Source organism: Leucogemmata humicola, from assembly GCF_055379415.1.
The window spans coordinates 3,366,899-3,388,295 of the sequence record NZ_AP040875.1; the positions used below are offsets into that span (position 1 = coordinate 3,366,899).

At 62.6% G+C, this 21,397-nt stretch carries 19 protein-coding genes, 2 tRNA genes and 1 riboswitch; of the genes, 7 read left to right on the forward strand and 14 right to left on the reverse strand.

What is annotated here, in order from left to right:
- Window positions 1–176: 176 nt before the first annotated feature.
- Together AC6H4Z_RS14215 and AC6H4Z_RS14220 are read left to right on the forward strand one after the other, a co-directional pair.
- A complete protein-coding gene (locus tag AC6H4Z_RS14215; RefSeq protein WP_497542616.1) occupies window positions 177–440 on the forward strand; it encodes a hypothetical protein in 264 nt (87 codons plus the stop codon).
- A 167-nt stretch (window positions 441–607) separates the two neighbouring features.
- Window positions 608–1,348 (forward strand): hypothetical protein, encoded by a 741-nt coding sequence (locus tag AC6H4Z_RS14220; RefSeq protein ID WP_497542617.1) that lies wholly within the window; start codon window positions 608–610, stop codon window positions 1,346–1,348.
- Between the two features lie 662 nt (window positions 1,349–2,010).
- Here the strand turns inward: AC6H4Z_RS14220 and AC6H4Z_RS14225 are convergent.
- The 4 genes from AC6H4Z_RS14225 to AC6H4Z_RS14240 form a co-directional block, all read right to left on the reverse strand.
- On the reverse strand, window positions 2,011–2,268 hold the full coding sequence (locus AC6H4Z_RS14225) for a hypothetical protein (RefSeq protein ID WP_497542618.1): 258 nt from the start codon (window positions 2,266–2,268) through the stop codon (window positions 2,011–2,013).
- Entirely contained in the window at window positions 2,265–2,393 is a 129-nt protein-coding gene (locus AC6H4Z_RS14230) for a hypothetical protein (protein ID WP_497542619.1), read from the reverse strand. The genes AC6H4Z_RS14225 and AC6H4Z_RS14230 overlap by 4 nt, the downstream gene beginning before the upstream one ends.
- 241 nt (window positions 2,394–2,634) lie before the next feature.
- On the reverse strand, window positions 2,635–3,243 hold the full coding sequence (locus tag AC6H4Z_RS14235; protein ID WP_497542620.1) for a hypothetical protein: 609 nt from the start codon (window positions 3,241–3,243) through the stop codon (window positions 2,635–2,637).
- Window positions 3,244–3,486: 243 nt separating this feature from the next.
- Window positions 3,487–4,728 carry a serine/threonine-protein kinase gene (locus tag AC6H4Z_RS14240; protein WP_497542621.1) on the reverse strand — a complete coding sequence of 414 codons (1,242 nt, stop codon included), beginning with the start codon at window positions 4,726–4,728 and terminating at the stop codon, window positions 3,487–3,489.
- A gap of 113 nt (window positions 4,729–4,841) precedes the next feature.
- Between AC6H4Z_RS14240 and AC6H4Z_RS14245 the strand changes: the two genes are divergently transcribed.
- The gene (locus tag AC6H4Z_RS14245) at window positions 4,842–5,492 is read left to right on the forward strand and encodes a tyrosine-type recombinase/integrase (RefSeq protein WP_497542622.1); all 651 of its coding nucleotides are present in this window, start codon (window positions 4,842–4,844) and stop codon (window positions 5,490–5,492) included.
- A gap of 88 nt (window positions 5,493–5,580) precedes the next feature.
- On the opposite strand, the gene AC6H4Z_RS14250 is transcribed toward AC6H4Z_RS14245, so the two are convergent.
- The 10 genes from AC6H4Z_RS14250 to AC6H4Z_RS14295 form a co-directional block, all read right to left on the reverse strand.
- Window positions 5,581–5,668, reverse strand: a tRNA-Ser gene (locus AC6H4Z_RS14250).
- Between the two features lie 59 nt (window positions 5,669–5,727).
- Window positions 5,728–5,814: transfer RNA gene (locus AC6H4Z_RS14255), tRNA-Ser, on the reverse strand.
- 239 nt (window positions 5,815–6,053) lie between these two features.
- Window positions 6,054–7,178: an alpha/beta fold hydrolase gene (locus AC6H4Z_RS14260; protein ID WP_497542623.1), complete on the reverse strand. Its 1,125-nt coding sequence runs from the start codon at window positions 7,176–7,178 to the stop codon at window positions 6,054–6,056.
- A 131-nt stretch (window positions 7,179–7,309) separates the two neighbouring features.
- Window positions 7,310–7,813, reverse strand: coding sequence for a tRNA adenosine(34) deaminase TadA (gene tadA, locus AC6H4Z_RS14265; protein WP_497542624.1), 504 nt, complete (start codon window positions 7,811–7,813; stop codon window positions 7,310–7,312).
- Window positions 7,814–7,819: 6 nt separating this feature from the next.
- The gene (gene clpB / locus AC6H4Z_RS14270; RefSeq protein ID WP_497542625.1) at window positions 7,820–10,429 is read right to left on the reverse strand and encodes an ATP-dependent chaperone ClpB; all 2,610 of its coding nucleotides are present in this window, start codon (window positions 10,427–10,429) and stop codon (window positions 7,820–7,822) included.
- Between the two features lie 177 nt (window positions 10,430–10,606).
- Window positions 10,607–10,843 (reverse strand): hypothetical protein, encoded by a 237-nt coding sequence (locus AC6H4Z_RS14275; protein WP_497542626.1) that lies wholly within the window; start codon window positions 10,841–10,843, stop codon window positions 10,607–10,609.
- 392 nt (window positions 10,844–11,235) lie between these two features.
- Window positions 11,236–13,065 carry a selenocysteine-specific translation elongation factor gene (selB, locus tag AC6H4Z_RS14280; RefSeq protein ID WP_497542627.1) on the reverse strand — a complete coding sequence of 610 codons (1,830 nt, stop codon included), beginning with the start codon at window positions 13,063–13,065 and terminating at the stop codon, window positions 11,236–11,238.
- Entirely contained in the window at window positions 13,062–13,835 is a 774-nt protein-coding gene (gene recO / locus AC6H4Z_RS14285) for a DNA repair protein RecO (protein WP_497542628.1), read from the reverse strand. The genes selB and recO overlap by 4 nt, the downstream gene beginning before the upstream one ends.
- 10 nt (window positions 13,836–13,845) lie before the next feature.
- The gene (cobU, locus tag AC6H4Z_RS14290) at window positions 13,846–14,415 is read right to left on the reverse strand and encodes a bifunctional adenosylcobinamide kinase/adenosylcobinamide-phosphate guanylyltransferase (RefSeq protein WP_497542629.1); all 570 of its coding nucleotides are present in this window, start codon (window positions 14,413–14,415) and stop codon (window positions 13,846–13,848) included.
- Window positions 14,415–15,971, reverse strand: coding sequence for a cobyric acid synthase (locus AC6H4Z_RS14295; RefSeq protein WP_497547051.1), 1,557 nt, complete (start codon window positions 15,969–15,971; stop codon window positions 14,415–14,417). Before AC6H4Z_RS14295 ends, cobU begins: the two co-directional genes overlap by 1 nt.
- A 127-nt stretch (window positions 15,972–16,098) precedes the next feature.
- Window positions 16,099–16,311, forward strand: a riboswitch (cobalamin riboswitch).
- 114 nt (window positions 16,312–16,425) lie between these two features.
- On the opposite strand from AC6H4Z_RS14295, the gene AC6H4Z_RS14300 reads away from it, so the two are divergent.
- The 4 genes from AC6H4Z_RS14300 to AC6H4Z_RS14315 are packed head-to-tail and all read left to right on the forward strand — an operon-like array spanning window position 16,426 to window position 21,396.
- Window positions 16,426–17,397, forward strand: coding sequence for an ABC transporter substrate-binding protein (locus AC6H4Z_RS14300; RefSeq protein WP_497542630.1), 972 nt, complete (start codon window positions 16,426–16,428; stop codon window positions 17,395–17,397).
- Window positions 17,394–18,416 carry a FecCD family ABC transporter permease gene (locus tag AC6H4Z_RS14305; protein WP_497542631.1) on the forward strand — a complete coding sequence of 341 codons (1,023 nt, stop codon included), beginning with the start codon at window positions 17,394–17,396 and terminating at the stop codon, window positions 18,414–18,416. The genes AC6H4Z_RS14300 and AC6H4Z_RS14305 overlap by 4 nt, the downstream gene beginning before the upstream one ends.
- Window positions 18,413–19,225, forward strand: a complete 813-nt coding sequence (locus tag AC6H4Z_RS14310) for an ABC transporter ATP-binding protein (RefSeq protein WP_497542632.1) — start codon at window positions 18,413–18,415, stop codon at window positions 19,223–19,225. The genes AC6H4Z_RS14305 and AC6H4Z_RS14310 overlap by 4 nt, the downstream gene beginning before the upstream one ends.
- The gene (locus tag AC6H4Z_RS14315) at window positions 19,222–21,396 is read left to right on the forward strand and encodes a TonB-dependent receptor (RefSeq protein WP_497542633.1); all 2,175 of its coding nucleotides are present in this window, start codon (window positions 19,222–19,224) and stop codon (window positions 21,394–21,396) included. The genes AC6H4Z_RS14310 and AC6H4Z_RS14315 overlap by 4 nt, the downstream gene beginning before the upstream one ends.
- Window position 21,397 lies beyond the last annotated feature (1 nt).

Consider the following 21,397-nt stretch of genomic DNA (forward strand, 5'->3'; position numbering starts at 1 on the left):
CGCTCTAGGATCGCTTCTAACGAAATCGGGGTGTCTCCATACTGGGATGCCCCGATCGTCGTTTGGCCGGCGTGTGAGCGAGGAATCGCATAGTGACTGCGCACCTTCTAGGTTTTTGCATTGGGGCTCGCGGCGTTTGCCTCGACCCTACATACCATCAAGACTGGAGTCTCTCGATGAAAAAGAACGAGAACGGTCCGGCTTGGCGCGACGAAATGAATCCCGCCTTTTTTGAACATGCGGGTCGAATGGTATCGGTGTCCTCTACTTCCGCGCTCACCCATCAAGGCGGCGATGCGCGCGAGAGCGTTCCTCATTGGGTATTTGGGGCAGCGGGAAAGCGTAGCCTCGGGCCAGCGATTCACGACATCGACGCGAGCGTCGACGAGGTTGCGACGATCTACGCGGAATGGATCACAACAATGAGCGGCAGACAGTAGGAGCACTTCCCCCCATTGGAATCGCGCCTAGACGAAATCGGGATGTCCCTAAGCGGGCGTCCCGATCGTCGTTTGCGAAGGTGCATGGCGGCTTATTTACCGGCGCATGTAGATTTGCCATAGCTGGCTCAGCCGCAACGGCGTTAGACCCTTCGCCCTCCCGCACCTTGCCAACGCACAGCATCGACGCGGCCCGCAAGAAGACTCGTTATGCAGTCGAATATCGCTATTCGATTCCCGAGATAGCCGACCAGCGCGGTAAGATTTTGACCGCGATGAGGAAACATTTCGGCGCGAAGCTTGGGCACGTGCAAATGGACGCGCAGCAAGTCCTTCTAACAACCTCGGCTCAACAGCCCAAAGACGAGTTCTTGTGTGGTATCTCGAAGACGCTGTTCGTTCTCGAAGACGCGCCCAAGCTCGCCGACTTTGTACAGCAGGCGGATGCAGCATTCGCAGCGCTCTACGACGTGGTGGGCGAGCACCTCACAAAGGTCGATCGTTTGGGCGTGCGCTTCATGGAGATCGCCGCGTCTCCAAAGCCCACCTTCGACGCAACCCGGAACTTATTGCTTGAGAAGTTTCAGAAGCTTCCGTTTGAGGTTCCCCTACAGTGGACGGATCTTCAGATCGTCCTACAGCACTCGCAAGGGCAGATCGTTGTAGCGCCCATCAGGAAGGGAGAGCCCTGGGTCGAAGGAATCTTTCGAGATAGGGTGGCGAACGTACCGGACATAGGCGTTGCGATTGACGTCGATTCGTACGCCGAAGGCATCCTCATAAACAGCAAGGATGAGTTCATCCGCGCGTTTCACACCGTCCTGGATCTGACCAAATCAGTCGAAGCGACTGTCTTGGCTGGTGCAGGAATTATCGCATCGCCGCCGCCAGCAGGCCGACAACTGTGAGGTTGGCGTGACACCTCGGCGCGGACAAAGCAGAAACCCGGCCGCGACGGACGCACGCGAGGCGCCCCACTATCAGGATGCCCTGAAAGCGGTTCAGCAACTCCAGAAAGCGCCGGTCGTCGGAGGCAGCCGCTCGGCTAGGCGGTTGTTGCAGACCAGTGCGACAGAGAGTGAGCGTTCGGCCCCTCCGACAGAGGAAGCGAAAGCACCTACGGCCTCAGCCGCTCCACCCGCTGTCGAGGATAGAGTTCCGCGTGCCGCGCAGACGGTCGAAGTCTCGCGTATCGGCGTCAGCACGGGCGCGTTCTACACCGGCCTGATTGGGGCGCTCGCGCTTGTTCTGACCGTGCTCGGCATTCTGTTCGCTGAGATAAGCGGCCTACGGACCGACCTTCGCGCGAGCGAAAACGAGCTGCGATCTGAGATAGAGCGTAAGGCTAGCGAGCTTCGCGAGAGCATGAAGGATCAGGAATCGAGACTGCGAAGGCTCGAAGAGAAAGCGCGGCGCTAGTCTTCCCGTAACAGCGATGCCCCGCTCGTTTACAGGGTCGCCGCGAATCTATTACAGCTATACTCTCTCGGCTCTCGCGCTCGGGTGGGTTCGTTACGGTCGCTCAGTCGCTAGTTCCGTCGGACCTTCGCCCTGAACACCGCCGGACGGTCTAGCGGGTGACTGGTCGCGTTGCCTGTTGAAGCCCCCGGATCATCGCGGCGCTCTCCGCATGAGTCATCGTTGCCTTCATCACATCCGTCTTCGCCTTCCACTCCTGTTGGAATTGCACATCACCGTGGTACTCGGGGTGATTCCCAGGCTCGTAAGTGGCAAGCGCGTAAATGACGAACAGTATGAATGCTACCGTGAACCAGAAGTCGCTGCGCTTCCGGTTCTTGCGTGCTTTCCGTCGTCGTGCTTCGCTCACGGGTCTTTCGTGTAGCCTTTACGGGCCACGTCAAGGAAAGCATAGCCGATGCTCGTGAGGAGCCAACATGCGGCGAGTAGTCCGCCGATGATGATGAGTAGACTGAGCCAGCCGGGGAGATTCACGGCATACCTCGAATCGGTTCGTTTAGAAAAGACTGCACACGACTATGAAATGATGACGGTCAACGATTGTTTCGCAAGCCGCATCAGTCGGCTACAAAGCAAAAGGACCCGTTCGGCGCCACCAAACGAGGCCCTTCACCCCTACTTATGTCCGGTGCGCGCTACTGCTCGTATACGGGTGACTGGACAGGCGCGGAGGGCGGAGGCCGGAACGAACACTGAGTTCCGCGCGTGTTGGCGTTTACGCGTTCGTGTTCGTCAGCGCGGAGCTTGCAGCGGCGATCATCAGAGGTAGTGATTCTGACGTGCCAGGAGGAAGCCCCAGTTGAGCCGCGTGATGCTCGAGGATGAACTTCACGACAACGGTCGTGACCTTCAGGAACTGCCCAACAGTTACGATGTTCTTAAGAACCTCAATGACCTTCGGACGCTGCCCTTCGCGTTTCATCGACGCAGCGGTCACAAAATCAGACAACGCATGGGCGACGGCGTCAGGACCAAAGATCGCAAACTGATCCAGTAGGCGGAGTAGCCGCTCTATGCCGCTGCGGAAGGCGTCTTTGAAGTCGGCGTCAAGTTCATCGTCCGCTAGGATTTCATCGAGAGCGTTTCGCAAATGCTCACGCGCGGTAGCGATCGCGTCCGGACTCGGATCGGACACCCTCACAAGCAGACCGACGAAGATGGCAGTGCTCTCGAAGGATCTCGGCTGGTGCTCTAGCAAAACCTGAACAGGCGCCGCCGGGCTGGTTGAAAGCAAACGATCGTGGAGAGCACGTATCGGTGCGACTAGCTTTCCCAGTTCTTCGACGCTGCCTCCACTAGCATAACACGCCTCGACTTCGCTCATCGAAGCTGCGGTGAGCCGAATAATGTCACGATACGCGTCGAACGCCTCGGTCGGACTAAACTCCTTTTCGTCTCCGACTAGCATTTTCTGAAGAACGGTACGAATCGGCGTTCCGTTGCCAAGGTGAACGCCGATTCGGTGAATATCCGTCAACATCGCGTGCAGGCGCTTAGTTGCGCACGTCGTAGTCATTGCTCATGTTCCTCGACAAAGAGGTATTCGTCGCGCTCGACGGATCACTCGTCAGAACTTCAACGACTTCGCGACGCGTTGACGGCGCTCCTCTGCCGCGATCGTCGCTTGGAGTCGGAGCCGCGCATCTGCTTCCTGTTTCCTTGCGCGCTCCACTACCGTCCGCACATACTCGCGATTCGCGAAGGCGACGTACGCTTTGAACTGATTGATTTGCTCCTGCGCGGTCTTCTCTGAGGACGCCCAATGCGCCTTGGTACCCGAGAACCGTATTGAGCCGGGCGGATAGTTGAGATAGTGTGACCCACCCATGCCGTTGGTGGCAAGCTGTTGCCACTCGCTCGGTGGCGATTGACTCAACGTGAACACAAGCCGGCCTCCCTCCCAGTTTCCACCTGTGACCTCAATAGGACTCTTGGCGACAGGATCGTCGACCGTGACGACCGGTACAACGGAGGATTTCAAAGCGTCGAGCTTCTGGCGCTGGACGAACTCCTGTTGCCGACCGATAAGGGCATTCTTAATGTCGCCGATTGAGCCGGGGCGATCTTCAGGCCGCTGCGAAATCATTGACTCGACGATGCCATCAAGAAACGCGAAGGCTGGCGCTTTCGCACCAATCGACATAAAACCGGTGCCCTGCGGCACGGCACCAGTGAACATCTCATTCAACATCAAACCCAACGCGAAGATATCGGCGCGACTATCTACCGGCTTTCCTGGTTGGCGCTGCTCAGGAGCCGCATAGATAAAATTGGCCAACCGGGTCGTTGGTTTTGTCTCGATGTCAGTGGCCATCTGCTCCGCCGCGAAGCGCGCGATGCCAAAGTCGGCGATGAGGGGGCTTCCTAACGCGTCGATGAGGATATTCTCTGGCTTAAGGTCGCGGTGGACCACACCGAGGAGGTGAGCCGCTTCAACGCCGTCGAGAATAAGTGAAAAGACTGGCAGGATTCGCTCAGGGGATAATCCCGACTTAATTGCTCCGCGTAGAGTACCCGCATATCGAGGCATCACGTAGAACTGTTTGGACTGACCGTCGTCAAGCCACAGGCCGTGATCCAGAATTGGGACGATGTTCTTATGCGTGTTACGGGTGCCGAAAAGAATCTCGTTCTTGAACCGCCGAGCCTTCTCGCGAGATGCGCTGTCGGCATCGAGCACCTTAACCGCGTATTTCGCGTTGTCGTCAGCATCGACGCCATACACGCGACCGGAACCACCCTGGCCAAGGATCTCAGTGGTACGATAGACGCCGAAGGTCGTTTGAAATTCCGGAAGTTTCGTGGCCATTGTCAGAATTGTATCGCCATTTGCCGCCCGAAATACGATCAGCTAGCGCAACATGGAATCCCTAAACATTAAGTGCTCAGTCTTCCTTTCCAAATTGGGTACAACGAACAATCGTGCGCGGTCGTCCGTTGTTAGAACGCGATCCATTCAAGGGCTTGGAAATGCCGAAGGAGGTGAGTCCGCGTCGACCGATCGTGTCAGCGAAGGAGTACGCCACGCTGAGACAGGCTGCGGAACGACTCGGCGGGCCTGTTGGACTGTTCTTGTTCCTCGCGCACGAAACGGGGCACAGGGCTAACGCGATTCGTCAGCTACGATGGAACGACATCGACACGGCGAATGGACGGATTCTCTGGCGAGCGATGACCGACAAGTCCGAGTTCGAACACCATTCCCCGCTGTCTAAGCTGGCCATCGAACGACTGAAGGCAGAGCGCAAGGCAGTTAGTCGAATCGGCGACGGATGGGTCTTCCCGTTCGACACCAACCCTGACCAGCCAGTCACACGGCACCCCGTCAACAACTGGTGGGGCCGATTGGAGAGGGACAGCGGATTGCCGAAGCAGAAGGGCCTTGGCTGGCACTCACTCAGGAGGAAGTTCGCCAACGATGCCAAGCGAACAGGCGCGCCGCTGGTCGACATCGCGCGACTTGGAGGCTGGCAGGGACCGGAGACGCTACTACGGGTCTACATGCAGCCAGACGAAGCGACGATGATGAGCGTGCTGGAGAAGATGGAACGGCTCAGGGCAAGCGGCCAATAGCACCAACGGCGGACAGGAACGGCGGGCAGGCTCCGCAGATGCCCGAAAAAACAAACCCCACCCACACGCTAAGTGTAAGTGAGGTCAACGGATGGGGTGGGATTCGAACCCACGTTAGGCTTTTGACCTAAACACACTTTCCAGGCGTGCGCCTTCAACCACTCGGCCACCCATCCAAAAACAACGAACCGGCGCGAGCGACTCTATCAGAGTCGCCGGCCGGTAGCTGAAAGAACGGACAGGGAGAGATTCGAACTCTCGATACCGTTGCCGGTATGCCGGTTTTCGAGACCGGTGCCTTCAGCCACTCGGCCACCTGTCCTTGTCAGCAACTTATTGATTTACAACTATTTAGACGAGCAACACTGCACCAGGCCGTCAACCATTCGCGGCCGAGATTCCCAGCGTGTTCCAGACGAGCCAGCTTCGTTGGCGTGCGAAGACCACCCTCAGGAATACATCCCCCGAAACTAAACGATTCCAACGGTTGAGGGGAGTCGTGTTATCCCATTTTTCGGCCGCGGACTCGCCGCGACGCCGGCCGCTCTCGCCAACCAGAATTCATCGAGGATTCTTCGTCGCGCCGCGGCGCAAGTCGTCGACCACACGTCGCACCGCCGCGATCACGGCATCTGGCTGATCGAACTGAATGTGGTGCTCCGATTTCTGAACGACGATGTGCGTGCCGCGCGTCGACGTTTTGGCGAGCGCCGCAAGGCTCGCGACACGAGTCGTCTCCATGATCGATCGCTGTGCTGGTGTGAAACCCGGCGGCGCCGGCTCGGCAGCGCCGTCGTGAATCAACACGACTAGCGGCCGATCGCCAAAGCCAACGGACGCAGCATCGAGTTGGCGGTCGTCCACACTCGTCATGTCCGCACCCGGCCAGATGCTGCTGTACTCGGACAGCGCCGCCGCGAGAAGCCGCGTCCGCGCGTACTGCCGTGTCAGCTCGGCTCGAAGGGTGTCGTCGATGTTGTCTCGATAACCCTTTGTGTCGAGGCACGCGCGCGCGTCGTCGCTCGTCGGATTCGCCAGTGCACCGGTTCGTGCGAGCGCGACGCAGGCGCGGATGAAATCGAACACCCCCGCGTATGCGTCTGTTAGCTTCGCGCGATCGGCCGGAGAAAACGTCGCCGTCATCTTCTGATCCGAGTGCGCGAACGCCGGATCAACAAGCACGACACCGGCAACGTCCTTTGGATAGGTAGCCACCCAGAGCGTTCCGTAGAGTCCCGCCGCCGAATGTCCGACGTAGACGATAGGCGTCCGGAGGTGGGCGGCGCTCAAGAGACGGTGCAGATCGTCGACGGTGTTGCGCGCGTCGGACGCGCGCGTTGCAGAATCGCTAAAGCCGTAGCCGGCACGATCGTAGGAGCACGCCCGCGTGACGGCCGCGATCTGCCCCTGAACGTGGCGCCAGACCATCATATTTTCGCCTGCCCCCGCGTCGAACAACACTGTGGGTTCGCCAGTACCCAAGCAGTAGAGGTTGAGCCGACGGGCGCCATCGATCGCCACGAGCTTCTGCGCATGGACATACGCGCTCGATGCAACGGTCGCTTTCGATTGCGCAGCTACCGGTGCCGGAAGCCACGTAACGGCCGCGGTCACAGCCACGATGACGCGCGCTAGCCAAGAAGCGAGCACGGAGCGGGTGACGTTCCGCCGCACCAAGAAGATCATGGATGCCTGAGCAAGGGAGATGACGTCGCCGGTCTCAAGACCGTTTTTGGGCGCCGCCGAGACGTGACGTAGACAGCGCAGGTGCGAGATTGGTTGGCCGATTCATCTCGCGATGGGAACGACCGCCGCGCCTACGTCGTGGACGACGACGTGTCGACCGCCGGCGGGCCGTTCACGCGACGGGTTCGGAAGAACTTGGTCAGCATTTGCGACGATTCGTCGGCCGCCAGTCCGCCCATCACCTCGGGCCGATGGTTCAGCCGCGGATGACGAAGCAAATCCGCGACGGAACCTGCCATTCCCGCCTTCGGATCCCACGCGCCGAACACGACGCGATCGACGCGCGACAGCACGATCGCACCGGCGCACATGGCGCACGGCTCGAGGGTCACGTAGAGGGTACAGCCTTCGAGTCGCCACGACTCGAGTGCGGACGCCGCAGCGCGGATTGCAATTGCCTCGGCGTGCGCCGTCGGGTCCTGATCGCGAATCGTCCTGTTCCCCGCGCGCGCCAACACGACACCGTCGCGCACGATCACCGCACCGACCGGAACCTCACCCGCGGCATGGGCGGCGCGCGCTTCCTCGAGCGCGACGCCCATCCACTGTTCATCCTCCGGCCGGACCACGGTCACGCTGCCCTACGCCCCAATCGTGGCGCGGGATGGTTCATTCGAGAACTCCAATGCCCCGTTCCCGTCCGGGCGCACGACGATCGAATCGCCCTCGCTAAACCGCCCCTCGAGCACGGCCATCGCAAGCGGATTCTGAATCAGTCGCTGAATCGACCGCTTGAGCGGACGCGCACCGAACGCCGGGTCAAAGCCATCTTCGCCAAGCACGCGCTTGGCCTCCGGCGTCACGTCGAGCGTCATCTTGCGCTCGGCGAGCAATTTTCTCACGCGCTCCAGTTGCAGATCGACGATCTTCTCGATCTCCGCCATGCCGAGCGGTCGGAAAATGATGATGTCGTCGACGCGGTTGAGAAACTCCGGTTTGAAGTTCTGCCGGAGCGTCGCCATCACCTGCGTTTCGACGAGTGCCCAATCGCCAGTCGCGTGTTCGAGAATGAACGTCGAGCCAACGTTCGACGTCATGATGATCACGCTGTTGCGGAAGTCGACCGTGCGCCCCTGCGAATCCGTGAGGCGACCATCGTCGAGGATCTGCAGCAGGATGTTGAACACATCCGGATGGGCCTTCTCGATTTCGTCGAACAAAACCACCGAGTACGGGCGGCGACGCACCGCCTCGGTGAGCTGGCCGCCTTCCTCGTAGCCGACGTAGCCTGGCGGTGCGCCGATCAGTCGAGCGACGGCGTGCTTCTCCATGTACTCCGACATGTCGATGCGCACCATCGCGTGCTCGTCGTCGAATAGGAACTCGGCGAGAGCGCGCGCCGTTTCAGTCTTGCCGACGCCAGTGGGGCCGAGGAAGATGAATGAGCCAATCGGCCGATTCGGATCTTGAAGGCCCGCACGCGAGCGACGCACGGCATTCGCGACGGCCTGCGCCGCTTCTTCCTGGCCGATCACGCGGCGCGATAGTTCCTGATCGAGCTTCGTCAGGCGCTCACGCTCGCTCTCGAGCATTCTCGTAACGGGAATCCCGGTCCAGCGCGCCACGACTTCGGCGATGTCCTCGGCCGTCACCTCTTCCTTGAGATACTGCGGACGCCCCTCGGTGCTCGCCAGCTTTTGTTCAGTGTCGCGCATGCGACGTTCGAGCTGCGGAATTCGCCCGTAGGTGATTTCCGCCGCCTTGTTCAAATCGCCAGAGCGAGTCGCCTGCTCCGCTTCGATGCGCGCCTGCTCGATCTCCTGTTTGATTTTGCCGACGCCGCCGAGCATTTCCTTTTCCTGCTGCCACTGGGCCTTCATGGCCTGGGAACGCTCGCGCAGCTCGGACAGCTCGCGCTCGATTTCCTCGCGGCGCTCGATCGCCGAGCGATCCTTCTCCTTCACTAGTGCCATGCGCTCGATCTCGAGCTGCATGATGCGACGCTCGACCTCGTCGATCTCCTGTGGCATCGAGTCGATCTCGATGCGTAGGCGCGACGCTGCCTCGTCGATCAGATCGATCGCCTTGTCGGGCAGGAAGCGATCGCCGATGTACCGGTGTGAGAGCGTCGCCGCCGCGATGATCGCGTCGTCGGTGATGCGCACGCCGTGGTGCGCTTCATAACGCTCCTTGAGGCCGCGCAGAATCGCAATCGTGTTCTCGACGCTCGGCTCGCCGACATACACCGGCTGGAAGCGCCGCTCGAGGGCGGGATCCTTTTCGACGTGCTGGCGATATTCGTCGAGCGTCGTGGCGCCGACGACTCGCAACTCGCCTCGGGCGAGCAGCGGCTTGAGCATGTTGCCGGCGTCCATCGAGCCTTCGGCCTTCCCGGCGCCGACGAGGGTGTGCATCTCGTCGATGAAGGTGATGAACAGGCCTTCGGACTCGGTGATCTCCTTCAGTACCGCCTTGAGTCTTTCCTCAAATTCGCCACGGAACTTCGCCCCGGCGATGAGCGCGCCGAGGTCGAGCGACACGAGGCGCTTACCCTTGAGACCTTCGGGGACGTCGCCATTCACGATGCGCTGCGCGAGCCCCTCGACGATGGCTGTCTTGCCGACGCCCGGCTCGCCGATGAGCACCGGGTTGTTTTTCGTGCGGCGTGACAACACTTGAATCACGCGACGAATCTCTTCGTCGCGGCCGATGACCGGGTCGAGCTTGCCCTTGCGCGCGGCTTCGGTGAGGTCGCGCGTGTACCGCTGCAGCGCCTGGTACTGGTTCTCAGGCGTCTGGTCGGTGACGCGGTGCGATCCGCGAACGGCTTCGAGCGCATCGAGCAGCGCGGCGTGCGTCGCACCAACGGCGCTGAGCAGCGTGCGCGTCTCGGTGCCTTTGGTGTCGGACAGAGCGAGCAGCAGATGCTCGGTGGACACGTACTCGTCGCCGAGTCGCTTGGCCTCGTCCTCGGCCTTGTCGAAGACGGCGTTGAGCTCGCGCGACATCGTTGGCTGCGCGCCGCTCTGCTTGGGGTACTTCTCGATTCCGCGGGCGACCTGTTCTCGCAGCGCGGTCACACTGGCACCGAGCTTTTGGAGAACGGGAACGACGATGCTCTCGTCCTGCTCGAGGAGCGCGGCGAGCATGTGCAGGTCGTAGACGAGCGGGTTGCCGTTACGACGGGCGTTGTTCACCGCTTCGTTCAAGGCCTCGCCGGCCTTTACGGTGAGTTTTTCTGGATTGATCATGGGTGGACGCGGAGCAACGTCGGTGCCTGTCCATCGCGCCAAAGCGGCTGACATCCGTCGCGCCGCCGAATGCCGGAAACTAAGCCGCTGCCGATTCGGCCGCTCTAAAACGCGAATCGCGCCAAGAGCGACAGCCCTTGGCGCGATTCACCGTCGATTGACGCAGTGAGGAGCCTACTACTTGGCGTTGTAAATCTTCCTCGGCGGCGCCGCCAACTTGTTGTCTACGAACAACTGAACGATGTACGTCCCGGATGCCGCTTCCTTGCCGTTCGGCAGGTTGCCACTCCAGTACGCCCTGTAGCTTCCGCAACCCAACTTCACATTGGAAAGCAGTTGCCCGTTCGCCACACCAACAGCAGCGGTGGCGCTCGTACTTGCTGGACCCTGCAGCTGAAAGAAGGCGACTGGCATGCCTAGAACATTCAGAATCCGCAGAGTGACGACGTGTTGCTGACTTCCATCCGTACAGGTTTGATCATCAACCCCGAACGTGATGTAAGTCTCCGGATTAAAGGGGTTCGGAGAATTTTTTCCGAGTGACCCTGCACTGTGCCCTCGGGGCGGTTGCTGCGACTCCGTTTGCCCCGCCGCATTCTTTGGCGACATCGCACAAAGGGCGAGCACGAGCACTAGTGCTGCCCAGCGGTGGAACATGATTTTTCTCCCGCGCTAACGAAACAGGGACCGTTACGGGACTCCTGAAATGGTGGTGGACCTGAACCTCTTACCTGATTCCAAGCTACGATCGAGTCTCAGTACTGTCAAGCGAACCCTGCTGACCTATTCTACTGACCTGTCGGGCTTTACGACCTCCCCCAAACCCTTCCCGCTCCCGTTCGCCGAGTAATTCCGACCCGGTCACAGTACTCCAGAAACGGGATCAAAAACTTCCGAGAAAGCCCCAACGCATCTCTGAGATCCGCCGGACTTCGCTCCAAACCGCCCGCCATGGCCTCTCCAAGGCGCCCGACAAGCACCTGCAATTGACCGGCCGCATAGTACCGATTCTGCTCGACTTGCACGACCTGGCCTGATCGCTCGAGATATCGCACGAGCGGGACAATCTCCGAGGAGAACCTTAAAGCGAACTCCTCTATTGTTGGAGGTTCGGCGCCAGCGGCCTCGAGTTGAGAAACTAGCGTTTGGAGTAACAAGACTTGCTCATCCGACGGCGACGGGACCCAGTCGGTCAAACTGACCACACCCGCCAAAATCGAGAGACGCCCCGCAGAAACCAGCTCGCCGAGCGCCAGATCGACGATTTCCCCGGGTACCCCGGTTTCGCTTCGCAGCCTCTGAACCGCGACCCCAGGTTCCAGTGGGTTCGCTACGTGGTACTCGGACGTGAGCGCAACCAGGCGGTCACCGAGCTCGGAAAAGTCGCGTCGAGCGACCAAGCGGCCGGCGACGACGCGAGCCTGCGCGAAAGCAGCCACGATCGACACGCACTCAGTCGGTGTATTGCCCAGCCGCGTCGGAAGTGTCGCGACGTCCACGCCGGCCAATCCCGCTTCCGCCACTAACCGCTCCAGGCGTTCGAGCGTCGTGAGGCCTGTTGGCCACGCCCGGGCACGGCGTGGCGGATACGGATCGACGACGACACCTCCGCCGATCGTGTTCAACGGCGCGGTAGCTCGCAACACGAACCGATCGCCAGCTCGAATGAGGACTTGTTGATCAAAGACTACTCGCGCCGCAAACGGCTCGCCGGCACGAACATCCCTCGCCACGACTCTGGCCCCGACCTCGGCGGTACCAACGTGGGCGCGAAACCACGTGCGCGGACGAATCGACGCTTCGGCGCCGGGCACAAGTGTGATGTCAGCGCGCGCGAGCATCGTCGGCTGCCACGCGTCGCCAGCAAGAAGTGTCGAGCCGCGCGGCACGTCAGCCGGCTCGACGCCGACCAGCGCGATTGCCGTGCGACCACCGGCGTCGCTCGTGTCGAGTTGCGCACCATGGCCCTGGATTCCGCGAACGCGCGCGGTGTTTCCGCCGGGGAAAATGCGAATTGTCTGATCGCGCGTCACGCGCCCGGACCAGATCGTTCCGGTCACCACGGTGCCAGTTCCCTTGATCGTAAAGGCGCGGTCGACGGGCATGCGAAACAGATCACTGTCGGTGCGCGGCGGTACGGTCAAAGCGATTGCCGCGAGCGACTGACGCAGTTCAGCGATCCCCTGCCCGGTCTGCGCCGCGGTCTCCACAATCGCCGCATCAGGGAGAACGGGCGCAACGGCCGCGCGCACATCCTCTGCAACAAGCGCAAGCCACTCGTCGTCGACGAGGTCCACTTTCGTGAGTGCCACAACGCCCCGACGCACACCCAGCAGTTGCAGAATGGCGAGGTGCTCACGCGTCTGCGGCATCATCCCCTCGTCGGCGGCGACGACGAGCAACGCGATATCGATCCCGGTCGCGCCGGCCACCATCGTGCGCACGAACGCCTCGTGTCCGGGAACATCGACCACACCGACGGTTCCAACACCGTCGAGCACTAGCGGGGCAAAACCAAGTTCGATCGTAATGCCGCGACGCTTCTCCTCCGGCAATCGATCCGTATCGACGCCGGTCAAAGCGTGTACGAGTGTGGTCTTGCCGTGGTCGATGTGGCCCGCGGTGCCGATGATCACACGAGCTCTCCGCGTGTGCTCAATGCATCTCGCTCCCACGCGTCGAAGGCGCGCAGAGGCCGGTCGTCGGCAAGGTGTTCGCGAACGAATTCGCGAAGCAATCGCTGATGTGCCCGAACTTCCTGCGCGTCGGACAATGGATGCGCAGTTCCCACAAGCCAGTCGCGTAACGCACCGCGCGCCGTTGGTGGCAGCGTGCGTCCGCTGCGCGCGAGGTGCGAGCACCGCTGGCAGACCACGCCGCCTGCCGGATGACTGAACGTCGCCGGCATATCGGCGTCGACATCAGCATGACACTCGGCGCAGTTATCGATCGTTGGAGCGACGCCGAGCTCCGACAGAACGCGCCACGCACCGCCGAGAGTGATGTCGCGCGCACGGTCGGGCGCGGCGATCGCGAGATCGTCCAGCGCGACGAGCACTGCGTCGAACAATCCGGGATCGGAGGCGTCTCGCGCGCAACGTAGGGTCAGCTCGGCGATCGCGCTCGCGCCGGTAAAGCGATCGAGCTGCGCGGCGAGCTGCGGACGTGCGCGCGTTACGTCGAATGCGGTGAGCGTGTCGAGTTCACGGCCGACCTTGATGTGCAGCTCGGCACTGCCCTGCGCGTAGAGGTCGAGCGCGGCCCCGAACCGTCGCTTCGATTTCCTCGCGCCACGCGCCAACACCGAGCGAACGCCCGCTTCTCGAGTAACGATCTTGAGAATGCGCGACGACTCCAGGTAGTCGAACACGTGGAGGACGATCGCATCGGTGACGACGAGGGACATACTTGGAAAGCTAGCGTGCGGACTTGAGCGGAAGTTCGATTCCGGCAACGAGCAGCCGAACATCGTCCGCTGCGGCAGCCACCAACTGATTGGCGCGACCGAGGGCGTCGCGGTAGGCTCGCCCGAGGGGCGTGGGAGGAACGATGCCGAGCCCGACCTCGTTGCTCACGACGATCCAGCGTGGCGCGTTCGGCGCCGCCGCATGTTTTGCCACTACTGCCAACAGCGACTCGACGTGACGCGCAATGAGCGCCTCGGCGTCCTCGCCCTCGCCAGCAGCAAGGAGGATGTTGCTCACCCAGAGCGTGAGGCAATCGATCACGACGGCGCCGACGTCACCGACGCGAGTGAGGTATGCGTCGAGGTCGGACGGAACGTCGATGGGCGATTCGAGCGTTTCCCAGTGAACTGGGCGTTCGCGACGATGCGCGGCGATTCGGCGCCCCATTTCGTCATCGAATGCCTGGGCGGTGGCGACAAAGAGCACGCCGCGATCTCGCTCACTCTCAGCTGCAAGGTGCAGCGCCTTTGCACTCTTGCCGGCTCGAACGCCACCGAGGAGCAGCGTGAGCGCGGCCACTAGATGGCGCTCATTGCCGGGAGTCCGATCATCGACATGATCGCATCGATGTCGAGGTTGTCGCGAACGGCGTCGGCCAGCGTGTCGATCGCATCATCGACGGAGGCGAGCGCTGGCCCCACCGGCAACGCCACGCCCTTTCGCGCGGCGAGTCGCGCGAGTAGAGCCCGGCGTAGTGGTGCGTTTTCGAGAAGGCCGTGCATGTAGGTACCAACCACGAGACCGTCGGGCGAGGTCGCGCCGTCGCAACTCTCCGTCGATTCGAACAGCATCGAGAAGGGCGCGGGATGCTCGTCGCCACGAGTGATTCGGTCGGTACGACCCATGTGAATTTCGTATGCGTCCAGCGCGTGCCCGCCAAGACGTGAGGGTTCGCGATCTGTCTCATCGCCTACGACATCGTCGGGCGCCCAGAGCGCGTTCGCCTTGACGACGCGGCCGGTGACGCGTCGCGTCACCTTCTCGGGGGCAAACACCGTTGTCATCGGCAAAAGGCCAAGCGCGTCGACCGACGCGCGTGCTTCCACGCCGCCCTCGTCGATGACGCGGGTGCCGAGCATCTGGAACCCTCCACAGATTCCGAGCACTGGGGTGCCCGCGGCGCGCTTCGAGAGAATCGCATCGGCAAGACCTCGCTCGCGGAGCCATGCGAGATCGGCGACAGTGGACTTGGTGCCGGGGATGATTATCAGATCCGGACTGCCGAGCTCGTTCGGGTCGGCGACGAAGCGCATGGCGACGCCGGGTTCGCAGGCGAGGGCCTGAAATTCGTCGAGGTTCGCGACGCGCGGCAGTCGCATGACGGCGACATCGATGAGCGTTTGCTCATTGGCATTCCGGCCGAGCGAATCCCATTCAACGGCATCCTCGGCCGGAAGCCGCGAGAGATCGAGATACGGAAGAACGCCGAGTGTCGGGACACCTGTGCGCTCGAGCAGCGTATCGAAGCCGGGGTCGAGGAGCGACGGATCGCCGCGGAACTTGTTGATGATGAAACCGCGAATCAGCGCGCGGTCCGATTCCGGGAGGAGCGCCACCGTGCCGAAGAGCGAGGCGAAGACGCCACCGCGATCGATATCGCCGACAATCACCACCGGTGCATTGGCGTAGCGGGCGACGCGCATGTTGACGATGTCGTATCGCTCGAGATTGATCTCGGCCGGACTTCCGGCGCCTTCGATGACGACGACGTCATACTCGGCGCGTAGGCGGTCGAGCGCCGCCGTGACAACGGGCCAGAGCTCTGCGGTGCGATCGTAGTACTCACGCGCGTTCGACGTGTGATGAACGCGTCCAAGCACGACGACCTGCGACGTGCGATCGCTCTGTGGCTTGAGCAACACGGGGTTCATGTCCACCGTCACCGGCACACCAGCAGCTGTAGCCTGCATGGCCTGCGCGCGTCCAACTTCTCCGCCGCCCAGCGTCACCGCAGCATTGTTCGACATGTTTTGCGCCTTGAATGGCGCAACGCGAAAGCCAGCGCGCGCGAAGATTCGGCAGAGCGCAGCCACCAGCGTCGATTTCCCGGCATGCGACGACGTGCCCTGTACCATCAGCACGCGCGCGTTCAGTTTCGGCTCGGACACGCGCGCAGTGTCACCGCGGAACGCGCTGCGCGCAAGGGCCGTGGGATGTTTCCAGCGACTTGCGCGAAGCGGCTTCAGCGTGATAGTGTTTCGAGCACAACTGAACTGAACGGGCCATGCAGTAGGAAGCCGGTGTGAATCCGGCGCGGCCCCGCCACTGTCAGAGGTCCTGTCGATGCGCCGCTCATCAGAGCGTCGGATCGGCGGGTCAGGTCGGCTTCATGCACCACCCACTGGCGCTTTGGCGCTGGGAAGGGAGAGCCGATCCGCCTCGAGCCAGGAGACCGGCCCGTTCGTTCCCGCATTAGGTCCCTCGAGGGAGGGGCGCGGGGTCGATCGCCGGTCCGCCGCGCCTTTGCCTCTCGCGCTTCGTGCCGCCTTCAGCCCCCGTCCCGCCGCTCACTGCGCTAGGACGGGTTTCGTGTTTTTGGGCATCGATGTAAAACGATCGATCGCGATCTGCGGCGCCATCGCGCTGCTTTCGACCGCCTGCTCGCGGGATGCCACGCGCGACGCGCGCATCGATTCCGCGGCACATTCCGCGATCGAAGTCAAAGACGACGCCGGCTTCACGATTCGATTGGCGAAGCCAGCGCAGCGCGTCATCTCGCTCATCCCAAGCGCGACGGAAACACTCATCGCGATCGGTGCGACGACACAAATCGTCGCGCGAACGCGATACGATGTGGCACCCGAAGTTGCCAACTTGCCGTCGGTCGGCGGCGGAGTGGATCCGAGTGTTGAGGCAATGGTCAATCTCCATCCGGATCTCGTGATCTCGTGGGAGAGCGACAAGCGTCAGCAGGTGCGCGAGAAGCTCACCGCGCTCGGCATTCCAGTGTTCATTCTTCGCACGCAAGACACGACGGACATTTTCCACGGAATCAGCAGCATCGGACGACTCAGCGGTCACGATTCCGCGGCGACGGCAGTCGCGACGTCGGTTCGTGCTACGCTCGACAGTGTTCGTACCTCGGTGAGCAATCGCCCTGCGCCGAGCGTGCTGTATGTCGTGTACAACGACCCGCCGATGACTGCAGGCCCGCAGACGTTCATCGGGCAACTGATCTCACTCGCCGGCGGACGTTCGATCTTCGCCGACGCTGCGGCGAATTGGCCGAATGTGGCGATGGAGGAGATCGTCCGCCGCGATCCCGACATCCTCGTTGTGCCTGTTGGAGAATTCAAAACCAATTCGCTCGATCGCTTCCGCGCGATGGCGGGCTGGCGCGACCTTCGCGCAGTGCGCACGGGCCGCGTCGTTACGGTGCCGGCTGATTTGATGAGCCGTCCGAGTCCGAGTATCGCGGCAGCATCACTCGTTTTGCGACGCGCACTGCATCCGGAAGTTGCCGGCGTCGACTCGACGCAGGCGGCCGGAGTTCGACGGTGAGTGTTCGTGCGCGCCTTGCCTGGCCGCTGTCTCTGCGCCTGGCAGTGCTCAGCGTCCTAGTCGTCGTGGCGCTGTTTGCCGCCGTACGACTGGGCGCCGTGGCGACGAGCAACGGCGCGCTGATTGACGCCATTTTCGGTCGCGGCGATCCGACGACCATCACGATCATTCGCGCGCTGCGAATGCCACGCGCGCTGCAGGCCGCCCTCGCCGGCGCAGCACTCGCGGTGAGCGGTGCAACGTTTCAGGCGCTCCTGCGCAATCCGTTGGCCGAGCCGTACATCCTTGGTGTGTCGAGCGGCGCGGCGATGGGAGCGGTCATCACCGTCGTGACAGGGTGGTCGCTGCGCTTTGTCTGGGCGTTGCCGCTTGCCGCATTCGCGGGTGCTGTGTTGTCGATGCTGCTCGTGTTTCGAATCGCATTCAGCGTTGGTCGCACGCTCGATACCCGCGTGCTATTGCTTGCTGGCGTCGTGGTGAGCGCGTTTCTCGTCGCGGTGATCTGGCTCGTGCTCACGTTCGCCGATACCGAGGCGGTGCGTTCGGCGATCTTCTGGATGATGGGAAGCCACGCCAACGCGTCGTGGCGAAGTGTCGGAATTCTTGCGACATGCCTCGTTCCCGCGCTGGCTGTTCTGTTTTCACTCGCGCGTCCGCTCAATTTGCTGGCGATTGGTGAGCCGACAGCTGCGTATCTCGGAACGTCGGTCGAGCGAACGAAGCTCATTGCCTTCGGGACGGCGACGCTGCTGACGGCCGCGTCGGTGTCAGTGAGCGGCACGATCGGGTTCGTGGGACTCGTGGTGCCGCACGCCGTGCGACTCGTGTGGGGCGGGGACAACCGCGCGCTCCTGCCCTGCTCCGCGCTCGCAGGCGCGGCGTTTCTGGTAGCCGCAGATACGCTGTCGCGATCACTGGCGGGCGCCAATGAACTGCCGATCGGTATCGTGACGGCGCTCGTTGGCGTTCCGTGCTTCGTGTGGTTGCTTCGTCGGCCGGCGGCGGGAGTGGCCACGTGATCGCAGCGCGCGACGTTGGCTCGTCGTCGGTTTGGTCGTTGCGCGACGTGCGCTTCCAGCACGACGGCGCCGCGCGCCCAACCATCGATGACATCTCAGTCGACGTTTCGCGCGGGAAGATGACCGCACTGCTCGGGCCAAACGGCGCAGGCAAGTCGACGCTACTTCAACTGCTACTCGGCACACTGGTTCCGGCGACGGGCAGTATTGCGCTCGATGGTAAGCCACTCGCCGAATGGACGCGACGCGAAATCGCCCTTCGCATCGGCGTCGTGCCGCAGGGCGAGACGGAGCCGCTGTTTAGCGTACGCGAAATCGTCGCGATGGGCCGCTACCCGCATCTCGGACCGTGGCAGCGTGAAGGCGCAGCTGATATCGCTGCGATCTCGCGCGCGATGGCGCGGTGCGACGTTACCGAGTTCGCCGATCGGTGGCTGTCGACACTGTCGGGCGGCGAACGTCAGCGTGTTCGGCTTGCGCGCGCACTTGCGCAGGAGCCGAGCGTGCTCGTGCTCGACGAGCCGACGACGTTCCTCGACATCCGCCACGAGATGACGACGTTCGAACTCCTTCGCCGTCTGCGCGATGAGGGCACGACAGTCGTTCTGGCGACGCACAACTTGAATCTCGCGGCGCGATACGCCGACGAGCTGCTGCTGCTCAACAAGGGTCGTCTCGTGGCGCGCGGTGCTCCGGCGGACGTGCTTACGGCAGAGCGCGTCGCCGAGGTTTACGAGTGGCCAGTGTCGATCGTGACGCATGCTGGGGGCGCTCCACAGGTAGATCCACGCGACTCGGTGGCGTCGTGAGACGGGGGCTTGGGTGGTTGGCACTCGTGGGATTACTCGCGGCGTGGCCGGCATCGCGTGTGGCGGCGCAGGTTCCCGGCGAACTCCGCGGTCGCGTCACCGATGCGCGCACCGCACGCCCGATCCCCGACGCGCGGGTGGAAGTGACGGGCCAGTCGGAAGTCGCTCGGTCGAGCGCGGACGGAACGTTCGTGCTTCGTGGGCTGGAGCCGCGCGACTATATAGTACGCGTCCGCGCGCTCGGTTTCGCTGCCTTCGATCGCGAGGTTCGAGTCGCCAACGGGCGCACGACGATCATCGAGGCGGTGCTCGAGCCTCTCGCGACCACGCTCGGTCCGGTGGTCGTGCGCGCCGCGCGCGATTCACAAATCACGAATGCGGTCATCTTCGATCGCGCAACAATCGAAGCATCGGGTCGTCGCGATCTCGGCGAACTCTTGCAATCGAGCCCCGGGCTCGTCGTGACGCAGGCCGGCGGTCCAGGATCGGCGAGTCACGTTTCGATTCGCGGTTCCAGCGCGAGCGAAGTGCTCGTGCTCGTCGACGGCGTTCCGATCAATTCGCAGATCACTGGCGACGCCGATCTGTCGCGCGTGTCGCTCGAGTCGGTAGAGAGCGTAGTGGTTCAGTCGGGCGCGCAATCGGCGCGGTATGGCGGCCGAGCGCTGGCAGGTGTTGTCGCAATCACGACGCGCCGCGCGTCGCGAGAGTCGTCGGCACTCGTGCGCGACGGCGCGTGGGGCGAGCGACAGATGTCAGCGACGATTGGCGACGGCCGCTCCGCGGGTTCGCTGCGGTCGAGCGGCTCTCTCACGGGGGAGTACCGCACCATCCGCGGCGACTTTCCGTACGATGTTCCGGCGGTGCGCGGCGGTGGCTCGACGCATCGGATCAACTCCGACGTCACGTCGCGACAGGTGTTGGGGAGCCTTGGGTTTGAAAACGATTCAGCGGTGGTTCGCGCACGCGGGTCGTGGAACGATCTGGCACGCGGTCTTGCTGGCTCAATCGTTCAGCCGTCGTCCACGGGGCGGCAAACCGATTCGCGCACGAGCGGCGGCCTGGACGCGCGCGTCACACGAAGCGGCATCTCGTGGATGGCTACCGGTGATATCACGCGCGAGCACTCGACGTTCGTAGACTCTTCACCGCCGTTCGGTACGCCGTTCGACGACGGCGTGACAGCCACGGGCGTGACCGGTACCGTTGGCGCCACGGCGTCGCACGGGTCGTTGGTTGGTTCAATTGGCGCGGACGCGCGAGGGCTCGACGTGTCGTCGAGCATGCTCGCGCCGAACGCGCCGCATTGGCAGCGACTGCTCGGCGCCTGGGCGACGACGCGGGTTTCACACGTCTTCGACGCCGCTCAGGTGCGTTTCGATGCTGACATGAGCGCGCGTGTCGACCAGAGTTCTCTGATCGGCGACGGCGTCGTCTCGCCTAGAGGCGCGCTCGCGCTATCGCGGGGGCCGTTGGTGGCGTCGGCGTCGATTGGCAACGGATACTCGCCGCAGTCGCTCGCGGATCAATTCTTCCACGAAGGCGTACTCGTGCGCGCGAATCCGGCACTGCGTCCGGAACGCACGACGGGAGATGTCGAGGCACGGCTTGGAGTGCACGATGTCGCAGCGGGACCCGTCGTGCTGACCGGCGAAGCTGCTGCGTTTCGTGCGAACGTCGACGGGATGATTCTCTGGCTGCCGGATTTTCGGTTCATCTGGAGCCCGTCGAACATCGCGGTGCATCGGTCGGGTTGGGAGTTGAGCGGCCGCGCCGCACTCCCGAGTCAGCGGATCGATGTTCAAGGAACGCTCAACCGCGCCGATGTCGTCTATGCCGGCCCGGTGCTCGACGGGCAGATCCCGTACCGCCCGAGAACGACGGCGAGCATCACCGCTGGCGGCGCCGTTCATTGGGGTCGCGTCGAGTTCACGAACCGGTACGTCTCGTCGCGACGCACGGTGTCTGGCTCCGCATTGAACACGCTCGACCCGTATTGGCTCACCGACGCGCGATGGACGATGTCGTCAATGCACGGACGTTGGCTATTCGACGTCGGCGTGGGTGTTGACAATCTGCTCGACCGACCGGCGGCAATGCTGGTCGACTACCCGTTTCCCGGCCGGACATGGAGCGTATCGCTTCGCGTTCGCCGTTCACCTCTCAGCTGAG

Excerpts from the sequence above, each read along its gene's own strand:
- AC6H4Z_RS14240 (WP_497542621.1), bottom strand. The coding sequence starts at position 4,728 with ATGGCCACGAAACTTCCGGAATTTCAAACGACCTTCGGCGTCTATCGT.
- AC6H4Z_RS14235 (WP_497542620.1), bottom strand. The coding sequence starts at position 3,243 with ATGAGCGAAGTCGAGGCGTGTTATGCTAGTGGAGGCAGCGTCGAAGAA.
- AC6H4Z_RS14260 (WP_497542623.1), bottom strand. The coding sequence starts at position 7,178 with ATGATCTTCTTGGTGCGGCGGAACGTCACCCGCTCCGTGCTCGCTTCT.
- AC6H4Z_RS14275 (WP_497542626.1), bottom strand. The coding sequence starts at position 10,843 with ATGCCAGTCGCCTTCTTTCAGCTGCAGGGTCCAGCAAGTACGAGCGCC.
- AC6H4Z_RS14295 (WP_497547051.1), bottom strand. The coding sequence starts at position 15,971 with ATGGTACAGGGCACGTCGTCGCATGCCGGGAAATCGACGCTGGTGGCT.
- AC6H4Z_RS14215 (WP_497542616.1), top strand. The coding sequence starts at position 177 with ATGAAAAAGAACGAGAACGGTCCGGCTTGGCGCGACGAAATGAATCCC.
- clpB (WP_497542625.1), bottom strand. The coding sequence starts at position 10,429 with ATGATCAATCCAGAAAAACTCACCGTAAAGGCCGGCGAGGCCTTGAAC.
- recO (WP_497542628.1), bottom strand. The coding sequence starts at position 13,835 with ATGTCCCTCGTCGTCACCGATGCGATCGTCCTCCACGTGTTCGACTAC.